This window comes from Methanolobus mangrovi, from assembly GCF_031312535.1.
GTDB lineage: Archaea > Halobacteriota > Methanosarcinia > Methanosarcinales > Methanosarcinaceae > Methanolobus > Methanolobus mangrovi.
In genome coordinates, this window is sequence record NZ_CP133594.1 from 1,498,810 (window position 1) to 1,517,563 (window position 18,754).

An 18,754-nucleotide genomic window follows, 5' to 3' on the forward strand; every position below is an offset into this window, starting at 1 on the left:
CTTTGCACTAGTTGTAAATTAAAAGTAGTTTTCCTGCAAATGCAGGAAAACACGTTATTGACAATAACCCCATTGACAATAATTTTAACGATAATGTTGACAATAACCCCGGAGCCACTCCGACAATTTTGAAATGACTACCAAACCGCTCATACTCCACTAAAGCCCCACTTTAACTCGCTCATACTCCTTTTATTTATCCTTCCGGGATTTTGGAAATGTAGACATTTTTCGTTTTTAGATACCGAGAGGGCCAGTATCGTGCCTACAATTCCATGCAATCCAATTTCGTTTTTCCGGAGGAATCTGGGATGAAATCCATATCGTACCACAATATGGCACATTTCGTTTGAGGCATTCTCTGGCTAGTAGATCTTGCCACAATTAATAGTAGATTTTACTACTACATAAATATATCTACACTTTAATATATGATGAGCATGATGATGATGAGGTGGTGTTCAAACCAAAAATCAATAACAACACCCACATAAAGGATTATTCTGAACAAAAGTACTTGCCCTGAAGAGCGAACTTTCCATACATGAAACACTCAGAACACATGCATCCTTTTTTCTGTGTTCCCGGATATGAACCTTTAGAACAAAACATGAAGATACCGTTTCCAGGATATGAAGGACATGTAGGACAATTACAACCCTTGGAATGATGATATGATGTGCAGATTCCAAAATATTTGCCACGACTTTTTGACATATCAGCTTTATCAGTATTCAAAAGCATACCTCACAACATACTGAAAATGTATATAAATAACGAAGAATGCACAGAAATTGAAAAAAGGAAAACTCAACCGAGTTTTTCCTTCAGGTATTCCTTGAAACTGGCATAATCCGTGCCAAGGTAATCCATATGTTCTTCCCTCGCCTCGATCTCTTTCAGGCTTTGAGGAAGTTCAGGCTCAATCCCTGTTTCATTCCTTACATGCTCCGGGAACTTTGCCGGGTCGGCAGTCTCCAGTGTCACAGCAAGTGTGTTATCACCGGTTTGTGATCTGAAATCAAGCAATCCTTTTATGCCGACTGCCCCATGTGGTTCAATTAGGATGCCGTACTTTTCGTAGACTTCCTTTATGGTTGCCTTGGTCTCATCATCTGTGACAGAGCCGGAGTAGATATCTTTTCTGAGCTTTTCCATGTCAGGCTCTTTGCTGATATTGCCCTTTTCATCCATTTCCCCGCCATAGATAGCTATGAGCCTTGAAAGATTGCTGGGATGTCCCACGTTCATTGCATTTGAAAGACAATTCTTTGACGGAACTATCTTTTCGTAGTCACCGGTGCTAAGGAAATGAGGGACTTCATCATTTTCATTCACAGAAGCGATTATCATTTTCACAGGAATACCCATGGTCCTTGCCAGGACGCAACCCATCATATTACCAAAGTTACCCGATGGAATGGAGAAGATAATCTCTTCCGGATAGTTCCTGAGTCTTGCGTATGAATAGATATAGTAGATAGATTGCGGAACAAGACGACCAATGTTTATGGAATTGGCTGATGAAAGATTGAAGTGTTTTAAGTCCTCATCTGCAAATGCCTGTTTTACCATTGCCTGGCAGTCATCGAATTTACCATCTATTGAGATGGCGGTGATATTCTCATTGAGGGTGGTCATCTGCTTGCGCTGGCGGTCAGACACCTCATCAGTCGGAAAGAGCACTATGACCTTTATGTTATCAAGACCGTAGAATGCATGTGCAACGGCACTGCCAGTATCACCGGAGGTAGCTGTGAGAATTGTCAGGCTCTTGTTCTCTTTGCTGAGGTAATACTGCATGAGCCTTGCCATCATACGGGCTGCAAAGTCTTTGAAGGATGCCGTAGGCCCCCGGTCAAGTCTCATGATATAGGTCTGTTCATCCATCTTCTCAAGAGGAACATCATAATTGTAAGCATCATAGGTGATCGCTTTGAGCGACTCATCGTCAACTTCACCATCAAGAACCTTGCTAAGTACCCTGTATGCAATCTCAGGATATGGTGCATCCTTGAAGGAGTCTATCTCTTCTTTAGAGAAGGTCGGAAGGCTCTTTGGCATGTAAAGCCCCCTGTCCGGTGCAAGCCCTGTTATCAGAGCCTCCTGAAAGCTTACTTCCGGTGCCTTAAGATTTGTACTATAGAGTTTCATTTTAATCAGGAATTCGGTTGATAAGTGTATAAACTAGCTAATGACCTTTAAAGGATAAATTAGTATGAATACCTTGCCATTCGCATAAAGCTATAACCTATAGGCAGAGTAGTGACATTTTTAAATAATGCGCAACCGGAGAGTTCCAGAATATTGCCTGGTGTTTTATTCAGAATCATTATTCTGAAACTGAATTTTGAAGCTTTGTTTCCAAAAAGAATTGTACTACCTCCTAAAAAATACCTTATTACCATACATGAACAATGGTTTTTGTCAGATAGAACATGTGTGTCAATAGCATTTGAGGGTAATTCATGTCAACAATAGCTGTTTCAGACGTACATCTCGGTATGAAGGAAGCAAAGGTCGATAAGTTTGTAGAATTCTTAGAATTTGTAAAATCCAATAAAATTGAACATCTGGTTCTTCTGGGAGACATAATCGATATATGGAGAAGGGATTTCACAAAGACTGTGCTTGAATGCTCCAAATCATTGAAGACCTTGAATGAAATGCTGGATAAAACCAAAGTCCATTATATAGTTGGGAACCATGATTTTTATTTGCTGCGTCTTAGCGAGCTTTTAGGGGAAAACTTTCCTTTCGAAGTAAAGAAAACAGCTGTAATTAAAAGTAAAAACCAGGAATTCTTCTTTTTTCATGGCTATCAGCTAGAGGTATTGTGTAACCCATACTACAAATCAATGAAAACATACGAAACATTCAGCGAACACATGTGTCTTGCAGGAGATGATGCAGGCAATGCTGCTGATAAACTATGGAAAAGTATTCAATCACATAGCTCTCTGTGGGACAGTTTGAAGAGATTTCCGGAAAATCCCCAGGATGCGCTTAGGTCAATGATTCAGCCACCAGAGGACAGAATCAAGAATTTCAATAAGCATAATGTCATCGAACCTATTGAAGAACTTGCAGGAGCAGAGACAAGGCATTTCCTTTTAAGCATACGACCCGATCAATATTTGATCTACGGCCATACTCACCATGCATACGTAGAAGATAAGAACAAAGTTGCAAATACCGGCAGCTGGGGCTTTGGTGAAGATAAGAAACTTGAGTATATTGAGATCACTGATGATAAAGTGGAATTGAAGGAATTTAAGCCATAGGCTTAGATTCCCATGCATTAATTGATCAATTGATTCACTCTGAATTAATCTTCTTCAAGAGCCATGCCATATTCAAAGCAAGGTTACCCATAGTCTGCATACCCTCTGCATCCTCATTAACATCCCCGGGATTTAAACCAACACCAAGATTCCAGTAAGAAGAACCCACGGTTATCATATTGGTTATTCCAAAAAGATGATTGATAGAATCATAAGCATGAACTGCACCAGCTCTGCGAACTGCAATTACAGCAGCACCGACTTTTCTTGAAAAGAGTCCACCACTTGCAATAGATACGAAACCTGCACGGTCTATGAGTGCCTTAGTCTCTGTGTTAACATCAGCAAAGTAGGTTGGCGAACCTATGACAATACCATCGGCATCCTTCATCTTTGTGATACACTCATTGATACCATCATCATCGAAAACACAAAGACCGTTTTTCTTTTCAAAACATGTCATGCATGCAGTACAACCGTGAACCTTCTTCCCGCCAATGTGAATAGTTTCGGTTTCTATCCCTTCAGCTTCAAGTTTGGATGTTAGTTCTTTTAATAGAGAGGCAGTGTTCCCTTCTTTTCTAGGGCTTCCGTTTATGGCAATTACTTTCATTTTTAATCCCTTTTTTTGTTTTTGTTAGGTTAGTTAACCAGGGAGAGAATATGTTTTGTGATTTTATAAATGGTTGTAGATATACAGGAAAATGTAATGAGAAAACATTTACTAATTCGACTTATTAAATCACGGCTTTAAAAATAAAAAAAGGAAGAGCATCCCGAAGAGGATACCCTAATTCATTTAATATCAATTTTCCTTAAGAACATGACAACGAACAGGCCTAGAATCCCTGCCGTCACCAGAGGACTGGCTGTTGGCACATATTCTTGTTCTGCCTGTACCGTTACAATAGCAATACAGCCATTCAGATTTACCTCAGGAGTAACAATTGCTTCAGGCACTTCGTTGATCATCACGTCACCATCAAACTCAATGCTGTAAACACCACTTGCAGGAACCAGTGAAGGAATCAATGAAATATCCCCGATATTGTCATCATGCCATTGGAGACCTTTCAAATGATAATGCCCGGAGAACCAGTGAACAACATTGATTCCATAATCATCGAATACTGTGGTGAGCCGGCCATATTCATCCTTACCGTCATAATCCTCTTTGTTGAATGCAAGAAGAGGATCGCCTTCTACCCTGTCAATTATTGTCCCATCCATTATCATCCGGTTGTTCCAGTCACTGAACAGTGCACCTGTCCTGAAGTTTGAGAGTGTCCTGTCATCAAGCAAGTCAAGAGGGTCATCTTTTACATGTATCTCACCAGCAATCTCTGAGGATGGAGATGACATCACCGGAATACCACCTGTGTTCAGAATTGCCGCACTTCCTGCAATCGTATCCAGTTCATAGATAGGAGGATGGTGAGTGAAGACCACCACATTCTTTATTCCCCTGCTACTGCATTCAGCAAGATGCTCGTTCAGCCACTGCCACGTACCATTTTCAATATCCGCATTTGACGAATCCTTGTAATGCAGGTCTGCATAGCCTTCAAATTTCCTGATAGTTGGCGGGAAGCTTGTTTCATCATACGGATCAAAATCATCTCTTGCACAAAAGTCCAGACAGATAAAATGATATGGCCCGTAATCAAATGCATAATTCTGGAAATGTGGTGCGGGGTACTCAGGAACATACGGATTCTCAGAAGGCATTGATTCCTGTTTATCCCAGCCATCCAGTTCAGTACCTAGCTCAGCATACTGTGATTCAAAATATTCTGCAAAAAGCTCTTCCGGATAATCAGGCCAGCCGCCGGATGTTGTATAGTCACCAGACTTGAACCAGATATCATGATTACCTATAACAGGAATGTAATTTACATTGGCACCTGTTGGAAGAGGCTGTTTCAGCCTTTCCAGCTCTGCAATTACCTGCTCATATTCCACCCTGTATCCAGCCTCCCCTTTCCATTCACCAGTGGCTGTGTTCCTACCCTGTATCAGGTCACCAAGGACTATTACGAATTCTATATTATCGTCAGTCACACCATTGTTGTTCAGAGAGATTATTTCGTCCACTGCATTTTTGAGAGCTGATGATGATATCGCATCATTTGAATCGTACTGGAGATCGGATATTATCGCAAATTTGTATTGCTCCCCTCCATTTCCAATCACAACCGGGATTGTCTCAAGCTCACTAATCGTTTGGGACGGAATATAGAATTCTATTGCACCTGCATCTTCCAGGAAGCCTTTTGCGGCATAGGATACAGGCATGCCATCTACAACCCCTTCCACATAATAGGTGCCCAGAAGTTCCCATATTATCACGATAGTGGCATTGCCAGTGTTGTCCAATGTTGGCACAGGAAGTGGTGTTGCCTGTTCAGTATCAAATAATATATTGACAACATCACCCGTTTCACCCGATGTGGCCTGAATAACTGTCTGGTCAGGATAGAAGACAGAAGGCGGAAGGTCAATTGGAAGTCCCACAGGAAGATAGGGTATCAGGTAGGACGTATCAAATTCGCCGGTGCTAACGGTAGTTACAGTTATTTCGGAAAAGTTGGCAACGATTGAATCATTCTTCCAGACATTCAACACCTGACCAAGTTGAGCACCACTGATTGAACTGACGTTTCCAAAAGAAATAGTGTAAAGATCTGCATTATTCTGAGTGACCTGACCCCAGTCCCATCGAAGATTTGCCCAGTTCCAGTAACCCCAGTTATGGTCGTGATAGCCTTTTACATTTTCGAATGTATAAGTGACAGGACCATTGGTACCATCCGGGATGGTAAGTGTTCCATTGACCATCATAAATGGTGATGCCACCAGCCAGTTCATGTCAATCATTTCAGACATGCTTGCAGCTTTCATTAAATGTGGCTCAGCATAAGGTTTGAACAAAGCATCAAAAACAGCATTCCCATCATCTGACTCCACATGCACAAGGTAACCTTCAGGAGTAAGGGTAACCCTACTGAATCCCATTATAACATCAGATGACATATCTGAAAAATCAGCCTGAGCCACCGGACTATAAATTCCAAACTTTGTGCCCGGCATTCCTGCAATACTGTACCCCAGCAATACCTGAGCAGAACTTGTTGCCGGAAATGTAGCAGAATCAGAAACATTACCGTTCAATTTCAGTGAAGCAACAATCGCAATATCCTGTTCTTCATCGATCATATTGAAATAATGCCATTCGTTGTACAGATCCGCACGATAATAATCTGCTGCATCCGGCGGATGAAAGACATCAATAACAGATAATTCAGATATCAGGTCACTGCTTCCATTTGCAAAAGCCAGGCCTGGTAATGCTGAAACAAACAGTGAGACAACTAACATTGTAATTACTATTGACCTAAATTTCATCTAATGTACCCCACAACCAATTTTGTAGTATGAATCTTATATTTTGTAGCGGAACATGATAATATTGATACGATAAAAGAAGTATTTTAGGAAACAATATTCCAGAGGAATGTTATTTAATAGAAAAGAAGGAGCGAAAGCTACGCCTGTATATAGAAAACAATAACAAAATGTAAGAATGAAAATAGTAATGTCAAAATTAGTAATTCTTGGTGCGGGAGATGCGATTCGAACGCATGAACTCCTACGAGACTAGGCTCTGAACCTAGCGCCTTTGGCCAGGCTGGGCAACTCCCGCATTGTGAATGTTGGTTAGTAGCGCTTTTTCTAATTAAACTTTGTGTTTGAAAAAGCTTTGAAGGAAACTGGTTGGTGTTAACCCAGCAGTTTCAGTAAAAGTGCTTTCTGGGCGTGCAGACGGTTCTCAGCCTGGTCGAAGACAACCGAATGCGGACCGTCCATAACCTCTGCGCTTATCTCCTCGCCACGGTGTGCCGGGAGGCAGTGCATAACGATAACATCAGGTTTTGCCTGTTCCACCAGTTCAGTGTTTATCTGGTATGGTGCAAGATCCTTCAGGCGCTTGTCGCGTTCGTCCTCATCACCCATAGAAACCCAGACGTCCGCATAGATAATGTCTGCATCCTTTGCGGCCTCATTTGGATCGTTGGTAATAGTGATATTTCCGCCAAGTTCCCTTGCAAGCTCCACAATGTCCTCATCCGGCTCATATCCCGGAGGACAGGCAACCACAGCTTCCATGTCCATGAGGGCACAGCCGATAATAGCTGAATTACATACATTATTCCCATCACCAACCCATGCGTACTTCAGGCCGGAGAGTTTGTTCTTGTACTCACGGATAGTGAGAAGGTCGGCAAGTATCTGGCATGGATGTTCCTTATCGGAAAGTGCATTAATGACTGGGATAGAGGAATGTTCTGCCAGTTGTTTCACCGTTTCATGGCTATAGACCCTTGCAATAATACCATAGAGATATCTTGAAAGCACTTCAGAAGTGTCTCCAACCGTCTCGCCGCGGCCAAGCTGCATATCCCTGGGATTCAGGTAGAGTCCATGCCCGCCAAGGTCACACATTGCAACCTCAAATGAGACACGAGTACGTGTAGAAGACTTCTCGAATATCATACCAAGACTCTTATTCTTCAGGAGGTCTGTGACCTTGCCCCTCAGACGTTTTTCTTTCAGGTCTTCCGCCATATCAAGTAACTCAATGACCTCATCATGAGAAAGGTCAGCCATGGAAATCAGGTGTTTCATACTATCAACCTTCACTAACTAATATTATTACTGTCCGCGTATTTGCGCCATATGGTCAATGCGTCTCTGGATAAGTTCAGCTTTGCCGATATCACTTCTGTAATGCAGGTCACCTGAGAGGTTTTCCAGAGCATTCTGGGCTATTTTTTCAGCCTCGGCAATGGAATCTGCAACACCTACAACAGCAACCGCCCTTGAACCGGTGGTATAGACCTTTCCATCCTTTTCGTAAACACTTGAATAGAAAAGTATGGCATTGTCAATGTCCCCTACAACTACTTCCCGGTCCTTCGTTGGTTTGTCAGGATAGCCTGCAGGAACAGCATACTTACAGACTGTTGCCTTCTTGCTGAACTTTATATTTAATTTATCAAGTGTACCACTTGTCATTGCACCGAGTACATCCACATAATCTGTTTCAAGCAAAGGCAATACATTCATTGCCTCGGGATCGCCGAAACGTGCATTGAATTCAATGACCCTGGGGCCATCTTTTGTGATCATGAACTGGCCATACAGTGTACCCCTGTACTTCTGCCCGGTTTCATTGTAAAGCGCCTTCACAGTGTCGATCATTATCTGTTTTGAGCCTTCCACATCTTCAGCAGTAAGGAAAGGAAGTATCTCACCAGGTGCATTGTAGGAACCCATTCCGCCTGTATTAGGTCCGAGATCGTTCTCAAATGCCCTCTTATGATCCTGCACTGTTGGCATGAAAGCAAGGTTCTTGCCATCCACAAAAGCCTGAAGAGTGAATTCCTCACCAACAAGGTTTTCCTCAACAACAACGCTTCCCTGGTCGAGCAGACTTGCAGCATACTCTTTTGCAGCTTCAACATCCGGCAACTGGTCACCCATTACCTTGACGCCTTTTCCACCAGTAAGACCTGATGGTTTGATAGCAACATTTCCAAGTTTGTCGATGAAAGCATCCATAGCATCCTTATCAGTGAACACATCAAAGACAGGACAGCCGGCAATGTTGTTATTTCTCATGAAATTACGTGCCCATGCCTTGTCAAACTCAAGTTGTGCTACCTTCCTCTTAGGGCTGGCAACGCTGATACCCGCATCCTCAAGGGCATCTGCAAGACCAACTGCAAGAGGTGCTTCAGGACCAACTACAACAAGTTCAATGTTCTTAGATAATGCGAACTCGACAACTTTTTCGACATTTGTCTCTTTTTCAAGAAGGAAATCCTCACATAGTTCAGCAATGCCCGGATTCTTCTTTGACATCACCGCATAGATGGACGGATCTTTTCTGCTTCGTGCTATTGCAGCTACCATAGCATGCTCTCTTCCGCCGCCACCAACTACTAATACATTCATATATCAAACCTCATCATCAAAAAATTATTATTAGCGATATCCAGATACGCTTGGACTTATATCGATATCTGTTATTGTTTTGTTATTTTATAGGAATCAGAATACCAAAGAGTTCTAATTCCTGAAATAAATAACTTGTCTTTATCTTTGCTGCGCAAATTCAGATAAGGTCACTTGCCCGGACCAGAGGAACGAGCTTCACACCTATATCACTCAGATTCTTCTCTGCCCCTGAATCACGGTCCACTACAGTAATGACCCTGTCCACAATGCCCCCTGCATCACGTATTGCAACGATGGCATCTTTTACAGAACCACCACTTGTGGTTACATCCTCAAGAAGCAAAATCTTAGAATCTTTCTGGAACTCACCGACAAAAAGTCCGCCAGTACCATAATCCTTTTCAGATTTGCGTATCAGCACAAGTGGAAGTTCCGTCTCAAGAGAGACAGCCGTAGCAAGAGGAACGCCACCAAGCACGACACCACCCACAAAATCAATATCAAGCCCGTTTATGACCCGTGCTGCTTCCTTTGCTATCACTTTAAGTGTAGCAGGATCTGTGCTGGCCTTCTTAATATCAACATAATAAGTACTCTTCTTCCCTGAAGCAAGTGTGAAATCACCGAACTTAACCGCACCACATGCTTTCAGTGCATCTACCAATGCACGTTTACCATTCCCTTCAGACATTTGATCACCTATAACTAAAAAGTTTAAAAGAATTATTTTTAAGCTCACCAGGGCTCATTCTTGACCCCGATGAAATATCCTATGATATTCGTACCCAGATGCAGAACAGGAGTCAGCACCAGCAGCACTATGATTATTGGAATTGTGAAATTAGCTGTGAACCAGGCAGGAGATGCTATGTATGTTAACAGCCATGCACCGAAAACAAAATCAAGCTGGTCAACAACAGGCAGGGGAGCGCCTCTTTTAAGTCCAAGTCTCCTCTTGAAGAAACTCATGAACATATCCCCGAAAAGGGAACCAAAAGCCAATGCAAATATCACAATAATAGCACTGGCACTCATGCCATTTCCTGCAAACGATGGAAGCTCAACTGAGAACAATGTTGTTCTCTTAGACAGATAATACATTTGCAGCAGACCCACTACCATTCCAAAGAATAAGCCTGCCAGAAGACCGCGGTATGTTTTCCCGTCCCCCAATATACGCCGCCCATCACTCATTGTTCTGCCACCGTCAATTGGCTTACCTCCACCAAAGACAGCCGCAAGAGGACTGGGAATATAAGCAGGAAGCATTAGCCAGACAGCAATTATCAGCATCTCTATCGTAGTTATCAACTCACATTTATTGCTCTGTTCTGATATACAACATCATTATTTAATATATCGAAGCACGACTGATAAAACATCTCTAATTATAAATATATTATACATATGTGAGTTGCCCTTATCTCTAACTATAAATATGTTGTATACATAAAATTTGCCGCAAGATGAAAAACAAAATACCCTATCCGACAACAAGTAATACCATGCTTGCGGCTGTTGTCACTTTTCTACTACTGGCAACAATAATAACAATGGGGATGTTAACACCCCTTATTGCAAAACTCACAACCGGAGTCGAGCTTAGCCTTGAACCGGAATATTTCAATAACAGAACTGCAATTCCTGTTGCCATCCTGATTCTTATCCTGAGTACAGGTATGCTCGTAGGTTATGCAGACCGCAAGTACATCTACCCAATAGTAGGATCTTCTGCCGCCCTATCAATCGTTTTTGCAGTATTCTCCCCTTTTGGGAATATGCCTATGGACATTTCATTGCCCATACTTATCGTTGCCCTGCTGGCAACCTTTTACAGGATTTTTAAGATATACAGCAACAACAAAAATGCTACTGCTTCAGCAAAGGTAAAGAAGCTCAGCGCACACGTGATCCATGTAGGAATTATATTAATTCTACTGGGAATAATCCTCAGCTCGAACATGAAAATGGAAAGTTCCGCTGTGCTTGGAACAGGGCAGACCGGCTCTTTTGAAGGCCAGCACTACCAATTAAAGATCAACAGCATGGATTCATACTACAGCGGAGAGGCTTTCAGAAATAATCCGGCATCATCCTACACTACAGAAATTGCTTTTGACATATATAAGAACGGGAATTATTTCAAGACCGGACATGTTAATTATATCACCGATTTCAAATGGGGACAAACATACACAACCACTTACATCAACCGCGGACTCACTGAAGAACTTTTCATAGCACCAAGAGCCATTGATGAATCCGAGAGTGAGATAGACCTCTACATGCGAACCGTACCCTTCATCAACTTTCTATGGGGAGGAATCTACCTGATGGTGATAGGTATCATTGCCCTGCTGGTAACAGACCGCAAGACAGATACAAAACCAGGACCCTCCGGCATAAGCAACAAAACAAACGAAGGAAGATATGACCACATGCTCGAGCAGGAAATAGAAAAACGTAAGGCAAAGCGAGCAAAAGGAAAGAGGCGATGATTTGAATTTAGGAATGATTCTCATATGGCTGGCCTTCATCTGTGGATGGGGAGCCACATTCTATTCTATTAACTATTATACAGCATCGAACCACAGGGCAAAAATGCGCTGGAATAAGCTGGAAATGCTGTGTACGGCATGCATTACCCTCTCGTCATTCATACTTGTAATACAACTCCTGAGTGTCAATGCTTCCTACGAATACGTATTCGATCACTCCAGCACAGACCTTTCATGGTTCTATCGCATATCGGCCTTCTGGGCCGGACAGGAAGGTTCCCTTCTGCTCTGGACGTGGGCGACACTTGTAATGCTTTTGCTTCTCCGCTACATCGGACACACAAAAGAATTGTCAGAAACAAGAATGATAGACATCACAAGAATTGTAACCATGATGGTTGTGTCCGTATTCCTGATACTGCTTGTGATTGACAACCCATTCTCTGCGTACCGTATACTCCCGTCAGGCACCATCGAAGCAACTAACTGGAACCCTTTCGCTATACTCTACGATGTACCCTACGGTCAGGGAATGAACCCGCTTTTGCGCAACCCCTGGATGGCTGTCCATCCGCCCGTACTGTTCCTGGGCTATGCAGCTTTTACCATACCTTTTGCAGCTGCCATTGGCAACCTTATTACAAAGGACAGCCGCTGGACACTTGTAGCAAGGGACTGGATGAGAATTGCATGGCTTTTCCTCACACTTGGAATAGGACTCGGAGGATTCTGGGCATATGAGGTACTCGGATGGGGAGCATGGTACTGGACATGGGACCCTGTGGAAACATCCTCACTCATACCATGGATAACTGCCACAGCCTACCTGCATGCCCATACACGTACAAAACATGGCGAATACGGATTCCTGGCACCACTGCTTGCAGTTGCCTCGTTCATACTGGTTATATTCGCAACCTTTGTAACAAGAAGCGGAATATGGGCTTCAGTACACTCATGGCAGGATTTTACAACAGAAGGCCTTATTATTGCCATATTCCTGATAATGCTCACAGGAAGCAGTGTATTCCTGTTAGCAAAAAGATATCTTGAAGATGAGGATGATAAGAAAGGAACGGCAACAGACTAAGTCTGAACCTTTCAAATCATTTTTCTGTTTTTTTTATTTTTTCACTACATAGAAATCATGGATTTGTATCTTTGACCGTCAAAACCTTTTTCCACCCATTCCCCCATATCAAAATCATTCATCAATGAATGTTTCAGTCTTCAGCCTGCCATTCTCTTCGATCAGTACTTCGATCTTCCTTTCAGCTTTTGATAACTTCTGATTGCATACGCGGGCAAGTTTCATTCCACGCTCAAATATCCCAAGACTCTCATCAAGGGTAAGCTGGCCCTTTTCAAGCTTCTCTACAAGGGATTCAAGCTCTTCCAGAGAGTTTTCAAAACTTATTTCATCCAGCCCTTCTATCCCTTCTGAATCATTCTTCCCTTCTTCCATAGACTCAACTCCTTTTCTCACCAATGTTCCTGTTTTCTGGCTTAACACCTGTCACTTTGCATTCCACAGTACCGTCAATTACCCTCAGATCCAGGCATTCATCAGGACCTACATCACCGATATGCCTCACAATGCTATGATCCCTACTGCGAAGAGCGATACTGTAACCCCGCTCCAGTGTGTTCAAAGGACTTATGGCGTTCAGACGCCCTGCAAGACCAGAAAGTGAGGATGCCTTTGATTCAATGATCTTTCGGAGTCCGAATTCCATGCGTGAGCTGAGTTCATCAACCCTTTGCATATCACGTCGCAGTATCTCAGCGAACCTTTCCGGCTCTATCCTTGAATAAAGATATTCCAGATGGTGGTATTTGTCGGATATGAAATGTATTGCAGCCTGCTCCATACGTGATGACAGGGAGAGAACATGTTTCTTCAACTCGGACTTTTCCGGAACCGCTATCTCTGCAGCTGCAGATGGTGTCGGAGCCCTGACATCCGCTACGAAATCAGCAATTGTGTAATCCGTTTCATGCCCCACTGCCGAGATTATTGGTACTCCGGAATCAAATATTACCCTTGCAACGGTTTCCTCATTAAAAGACCACAGGTCTTCAAGAGAGCCGCCACCCCTGCCAACAATTATTACGTCGACATCAGTCTTATTGAGATATTCGATCGACCGGACGATACTTTGGGCGGAGTTCTCCCCCTGAACAATTGCCGGACTGAGCAACACATCAACCGGAAACCTGCGTTTCAGCACGTGGAGTATATCATGAATTGCAGCCCCTGTTGGCGAGGTGACCACCCCCACCTTCCCCGGAAAACGAGGGATCTTTTTCTTGTGAGACACATCAAATAAACCCTCATCCTGCAGCCTGTTCCTGAGTTGCTCATAAGCCTTGTAAAGCTCACCTATTCCATCAGGACGCATATCCAGTACTCTCAACTGGTACTGACCACGTACGGTATAAACATCCACTGTTCCGAAAACAAGAACCTTCATGGATGCTTCAGGTTCGAACTTCAGGGTACGGTTGGTCATCCGGAAGCTCACACAACTAATCTGGGCACCTTTGTCCTTCAGGGTAAAATAATAATGGCCAGAGCTATGTTTTGTCAGATTTGATATCTCACCACGCACCCATAGTTGCCCTAGCTGCGGGTCCTGTGTTAGAACCTGCTTGATATATTCATTCAATTGCGAAACAGTATATATACCCATATAGAATCTCCGGCCTCTTTAATAAATTAGGCACCGGGAATATAAAATCCAGACGGAAGTTATGTGAAAGTATTATATTAACGCTTGTTGCCGATTGATTATAACTGCTGCAAGTACTTCATAAAATATAAGCGTATTAAAAATTAAATTATTAGAAATTAATTTCGAAATCTTTTAATAGATTATTCTGTTTTTCTTAAAAAACTTGACCCGTGAGCTAAAAACGTGACATTTGACAAAGTAGAAACTGACCGGATATTGAAAAACGATACTACGGGCATCACACAATATCAACAAATGCAATTGGTCCTGTCTGAACGAAGGCCAGCCGATAGTATGCCGGATACTAAAGGAAAGATCAACAGGGCATTCAATAAATTCTGGTCAGGTGTATCCTTACATCCGGACAGAATGTGTTCTATGCAGAGAAAAATTCACAGGTGTCCTCTGTGAAATGGAATCCATTTCAAAAGGAATTACAAAGAACATTACTCTCAAAGTGCCCGACAAAATCACAGTAGAATGTGATAATGAATACGGATTTGAATATGAAAAGCACCTCAAGTCCTATGTGAGACCTCCTTTTTCTACATCCAGGATCTACACAGAGCCACCGGATAACACCATTTTCCAGGAATGTTACGACATCAGTTATCAGAATGAGAGAAAGTTGCCGGTGAACATATACCAGTTAGCTGACCGTCCTGAAAAAATGTACATGATCAGCCCGATAGAATATTCCCTTGAAGAAAAAGAGCTCAAACTGATAGAAAGGATCAGGAAAAAGATGATAATGCACCGGCCTGCAGATCTGCAGTTTGCCGACCCTGCAAATTCGAGAGAATACTTCCGCAGGCTCAGCAAACAACTCCTGCTCGATGAGAATGATGTTGACGAAATAATCTCCAATCCTGCAAAAGTGAATATATGCAGCGACCTGCTCACAAAATATACCACAGGACTCGGAATACTTGAAGACCTGCTGTCCGATGAACGTGTCACTGATGTTTATGTGAACGCACCGGCCGACCGGAATCCTGTACACGTAGTACTTGATGGTGAGGAGTGTGTCACCAACATATACCTCTCTTCAGAAGACATGGAATCCATGGTGTCAAGACTTCGTTCAATTAGCGGGCGTCCTTTCGGGGAAGCGACACCTGTACTTGAGATGTTCCTCAGCGAATACGGAGTGCGTGTTTCAGTCATAGGAGATCCACTGAGTGCAAAAGGGATTGCCTATGCCTTCAGGAAACATGCAAAGGACCCCTGGACATTGCCAAAGCTCATCAATAACGGCTCCATCTCACCACTCACCGCAGGCCTTCTCAGTTTCATCATGGATGGACAGGACTCTGTTCTGGTTGCAGGAGGCGTGGGGGCTGGAAAGACTTCACTCATGTGCGCCTTGATCATGGAAATGCCGCAGAAATACCGAATGATAACCATTGAGGACACTCCTGAGATACCTGTTGAAGAGTTCCAGGAAATGGGCTGGAAAGTCCAGGGGCTCAACTCACAATCTGCTATCATGAAGTACGGTATTGAGATAGAGCCTACTGTGGCACTGCGGGCATCCCTGAGACTTGGTAGCTCATCCCTCATTATGGGAGAGGTAAGAGGTCCTGAAGTAGCCGCATTATATGAAGCAATGCAAGTAGGTGCTGCCGGAAACTCAGTCATAGGAACCATACACGGGTCATCCACAGATGCAGTTTACGAAAGAATTGTGAATACACTGGGAGTTCCACCTGCATCATTCAAGGCAACTGATGCAGTCATTGTCTGCTCCAATACCAGAATAGCCGGAAGCATGACAATGAAGCGACGAGTCATGCAGGTTGCCGAGGTCAATGAAAAATGGGAAGGGAATTGTGGAAAAGTGTTTTCGGACATACTCACTTACAATGCTCAGGAAGACTGCCTCAAACCTTCTGACATAATGGACAGGGGACAATCTGCCCTTATTGGAAAGATAGCAGATAAATGGGGCATTTCCATGGATGAGGCTTCCCGCAACATACGCATGAGGGCACAAATAAAAGCAAAGATAGCAGAGTATGCCAAAGAAGACCAACATCTGCTGGAAGCAAGGAATGTGGCTGTTGCGAACAACATGTTCTGGCTGCTTATGGACAGGGAAATTGCAGAATCTGGCGGAACCGATTACCAGAGAGTCTATGATAGATGGCTAGACTGGTTCAACAGGTTTGCCGGCAAGAAAGAAGAGAACTCTGCCATAATAGCGGATGGAACGAAAACTGCAGGGCAACTTGAGCACCACATCTACGCAGGTGGTCAGGTTGTACAATGAGAACTGGTACTACCATAGCTGCAAGTTCACATCTGCAAACTTCAGATGGCTTGTAAAGGATTTCGAGGTTTTCCGCCAGAAATCCGATAATGCTACCAGTGAGAACTACCATAATGCTATGGTCTATACAGGATTTGGACTTGAGCCACATGAAACCGTACTATTTTCCTATGTGGCTGCAGCCCTTGCACTGACAGGAATTCTCATTTTTGACTTTTTTCTTTTCAGGATCACTTCCTTTGAAGCATCCACCAGCAGAGCAGTAGTATTATTGAGCCTGTTATTTCCATTGGCTGTACTGCTTTACATGAGCGAGTACATCAAGATACATGCAAAGTGGATGAAGGTAAGCTCTCTTGGTGATATACCGGAGATAATCAGCTACATTGTAATGTCAATGAAACTTGTACCAAACATGGAGGTTGCCATTCGTTTTGCAGCCAGTAATTCCAGCAGGCCCCTTGCAAAGGACCTGAAAAAAATGATATGGAACCTGCATGTGAGGGAATACAGAGGAATTGATGACGCAATCCTTGAGTTCTCCAATCTATGGGGAAAGGACAGCGAATATTTCAAAAGGGCATTGCATCTTATAAAAAGTTCTACGAGCGAACCTGATGAAGCACAGAGAGTCATCACACTCAACAGGTCACTGGACCTTGTACTTGAAAGTACACGCAACCTCATGGATAGTTTTGCCTCAAAGCTAAAAACTCCCACCTATGTCCTTTATTCCATATTCATCCTGATACCACTTGCACTTGTAGCCCTGATGCCTGCTATAACCGTTGTAGGAATACGTTTTGGTATCGGAACCCTTGTGATAGTATATGATGTGGTGCTTCCACTGCTGACCTTTGCATATGCAGAGTACATACTGATGCAACGCCCTGCTGCTTTTATTCCGCAGGACATACCTGAAAGTCATCCGGAACTCACTAACATCAAAAAGAGAAAACAACAGGCTATGCTGCTTTCTTCAGCTATAGGGATTGTAATATCCTCACTCGGGTACATTTTGATTTACAAAGGGAACCCCTGGAATATAGTATCAACAGCGACGCTGGACGGTATTATTCCTCCCTCGCTTTTCATGATATGGGGCATTGTATTCGGGGTTGCAGTTTATTTGAATATCAGCTACGCGCCTTACAAGAAGATACGGGATGAAATACGCAGAATGGAGAACGAGTTTTCAGATGCACTATTTGTCCTTGGACGGAGAATATCCGAAGGCAGGTCTGCTGAAGAAGCTTTCATCCACACAGCTGCGACCATGCAGGGTTCAGATATAGCAACTGCATTTGAGAGGATATCACTTAACCTGATGAATATGAGAACAGATATCCATTCCGCGATATTTGACGAGGAATTCGGAGCATTCAGGGACATATATTCCGAAAGGATAAAGACTACCATGATGCTTTTCGTTGAAAGTGCACACAAAAGCCATGTCGTGGCAGGTGTTGCCATTGTCAAGCTTGCAGACCACCTCAAGGAACTCCAGAACGTAGAGTTGAACATAAAACAATCACTCTATGATATGACCTCAACCATGCGTACAACCGCTGCTGTCTTTGCACCCCTGATAGCAGGAGTTACAATTGCTCTCTCTGAAGTGATAGCAAAGATCCTCCAGAACATATCAGACAGCATCAATCGTCTCCCTGAAAATGCGTTTCCAGGTCCCGCACAGATATCACCCGAAAACCTGAACCAGTCCATACCCTCTGACCTTTTCATGTTCGCCATTGGAATATACATTATACTGATAACGGTCATACTAATTCGTTTTTCAGGCACTATCGAATTTGGAGGTGACAGGGCACAGTTGCGATATGAGATAGGGCAGATTCTACCAGTTACCATAATAGTCTTTACGGTTTCAACCATTTTTTCAAGGGTCATCTTCAGGGGAATGATATGAGGGAGTAACTGCCGCAA

16 protein-coding genes and 1 tRNA gene are annotated in these 18,754 nt (G+C 43.2%); 6 read left to right on the forward strand and 11 right to left on the reverse strand.

Annotated elements, in window-relative coordinates; translation table 11 throughout:
- Positions 1 to 498 precede the first annotated feature (498 nt).
- Together RE476_RS07095 and thrC are read right to left on the reverse strand one after the other, a co-directional pair.
- Positions 499 to 738, reverse strand: a complete 240-nt coding sequence (locus RE476_RS07095) for a DUF2769 domain-containing protein (protein ID WP_406600961.1) — start codon at positions 736 to 738, stop codon at positions 499 to 501.
- Positions 739 to 810: 72 nt separating this feature from the next.
- Positions 811 to 2,154: a threonine synthase gene (gene thrC / locus RE476_RS07100; protein ID WP_309306966.1), complete on the reverse strand. Its 1,344-nt coding sequence runs from the start codon at positions 2,152 to 2,154 to the stop codon at positions 811 to 813.
- A 314-nt stretch (positions 2,155 to 2,468) separates the two neighbouring features.
- Here thrC and RE476_RS07105 point away from each other — a divergent pair, with 314 nt between their 5' ends.
- Positions 2,469 to 3,284 (forward strand): UDP-2,3-diacylglucosamine diphosphatase, encoded by an 816-nt coding sequence (locus tag RE476_RS07105; protein WP_309306967.1) that lies wholly within the window; start codon positions 2,469 to 2,471, stop codon positions 3,282 to 3,284.
- 34 nt (positions 3,285 to 3,318) lie between these two features.
- Here the strand turns inward: RE476_RS07105 and RE476_RS07110 are convergent, their stop codons facing one another.
- The 7 genes from RE476_RS07110 to RE476_RS07140 all read right to left on the reverse strand — a co-directional run bounded on the left by RE476_RS07110 (position 3,319) and on the right by RE476_RS07140 (position 10,574).
- Positions 3,319 to 3,897, reverse strand: a complete 579-nt coding sequence (locus RE476_RS07110; RefSeq protein WP_309306968.1) for a flavodoxin family protein — start codon at positions 3,895 to 3,897, stop codon at positions 3,319 to 3,321.
- Positions 3,898 to 4,079: 182 nt separating this feature from the next.
- A complete protein-coding gene (locus RE476_RS07115; protein WP_309306969.1) occupies positions 4,080 to 6,662 on the reverse strand; it encodes a metallophosphoesterase in 2,583 nt (860 codons plus the stop codon).
- Between the two features lie 237 nt (positions 6,663 to 6,899).
- A tRNA-Leu gene (locus RE476_RS07120) sits at positions 6,900 to 6,987 on the reverse strand.
- 77 nt (positions 6,988 to 7,064) lie between these two features.
- Positions 7,065 to 7,970: an ornithine carbamoyltransferase gene (gene argF, locus RE476_RS07125; RefSeq protein ID WP_309306970.1), complete on the reverse strand. Its 906-nt coding sequence runs from the start codon at positions 7,968 to 7,970 to the stop codon at positions 7,065 to 7,067.
- Between the two features lie 27 nt (positions 7,971 to 7,997).
- Positions 7,998 to 9,302: a phosphoribosylamine--glycine ligase gene (purD, locus tag RE476_RS07130; protein ID WP_309306971.1), complete on the reverse strand. Its 1,305-nt coding sequence runs from the start codon at positions 9,300 to 9,302 to the stop codon at positions 7,998 to 8,000.
- 160 nt (positions 9,303 to 9,462) lie between these two features.
- Complete coding sequence (gene pyrE, locus RE476_RS07135) at positions 9,463 to 9,996, reverse strand: orotate phosphoribosyltransferase (RefSeq protein WP_309306972.1); 534 nt, start codon at positions 9,994 to 9,996, stop codon at positions 9,463 to 9,465.
- A 44-nt stretch (positions 9,997 to 10,040) separates the two neighbouring features.
- Positions 10,041 to 10,574 (reverse strand): CDP-2,3-bis-(O-geranylgeranyl)-sn-glycerol synthase, encoded by a 534-nt coding sequence (locus RE476_RS07140; protein WP_406600990.1) that lies wholly within the window; start codon positions 10,572 to 10,574, stop codon positions 10,041 to 10,043.
- Positions 10,575 to 10,771: 197 nt separating this feature from the next.
- Here RE476_RS07140 and RE476_RS07145 point away from each other — a divergent pair, with 197 nt between their 5' ends.
- Positions 10,772 to 11,803, forward strand: a complete 1,032-nt coding sequence (locus tag RE476_RS07145; protein ID WP_309306973.1) for a cytochrome c-type biogenesis CcmF C-terminal domain-containing protein — start codon at positions 10,772 to 10,774, stop codon at positions 11,801 to 11,803.
- A 1-nt stretch (position 11,804) separates the two neighbouring features.
- Positions 11,805 to 12,893: a cytochrome c biogenesis protein CcsA gene (ccsA, locus tag RE476_RS07150; protein WP_309306974.1), complete on the forward strand. Its 1,089-nt coding sequence runs from the start codon at positions 11,805 to 11,807 to the stop codon at positions 12,891 to 12,893.
- A 114-nt stretch (positions 12,894 to 13,007) separates the two neighbouring features.
- Here the strand turns inward: ccsA and RE476_RS07155 are convergent, their stop codons facing one another.
- Positions 13,008 to 13,268, reverse strand: coding sequence for an exodeoxyribonuclease VII small subunit (locus RE476_RS07155; protein ID WP_309306975.1), 261 nt, complete (start codon positions 13,266 to 13,268; stop codon positions 13,008 to 13,010).
- A 4-nt stretch (positions 13,269 to 13,272) separates the two neighbouring features.
- Entirely contained in the window at positions 13,273 to 14,496 is a 1,224-nt protein-coding gene (gene xseA, locus RE476_RS07160) for an exodeoxyribonuclease VII large subunit (RefSeq protein WP_309306976.1), read from the reverse strand.
- 225 nt (positions 14,497 to 14,721) lie between these two features.
- On the opposite strand from xseA, the gene RE476_RS07165 reads away from it, so the two are divergent.
- Genes RE476_RS07165 through RE476_RS07175 form a run of 3 tightly spaced genes read left to right on the forward strand, consistent with a single transcriptional unit; the run spans position 14,722 to position 18,737 of the window.
- Positions 14,722 to 14,949, forward strand: a complete 228-nt coding sequence (locus tag RE476_RS07165; protein WP_309306977.1) for a hypothetical protein — start codon at positions 14,722 to 14,724, stop codon at positions 14,947 to 14,949.
- Between the two features lies 1 nt (position 14,950).
- Entirely contained in the window at positions 14,951 to 16,810 is a 1,860-nt protein-coding gene (locus tag RE476_RS07170) for a type II/IV secretion system ATPase subunit (RefSeq protein WP_309306978.1), read from the forward strand.
- Positions 16,746 to 18,737: a hypothetical protein gene (locus tag RE476_RS07175; protein WP_309306979.1), complete on the forward strand. Its 1,992-nt coding sequence runs from the start codon at positions 16,746 to 16,748 to the stop codon at positions 18,735 to 18,737. Before RE476_RS07170 ends, RE476_RS07175 begins: the two co-directional genes overlap by 65 nt.
- Positions 18,738 to 18,754 lie beyond the last annotated feature (17 nt).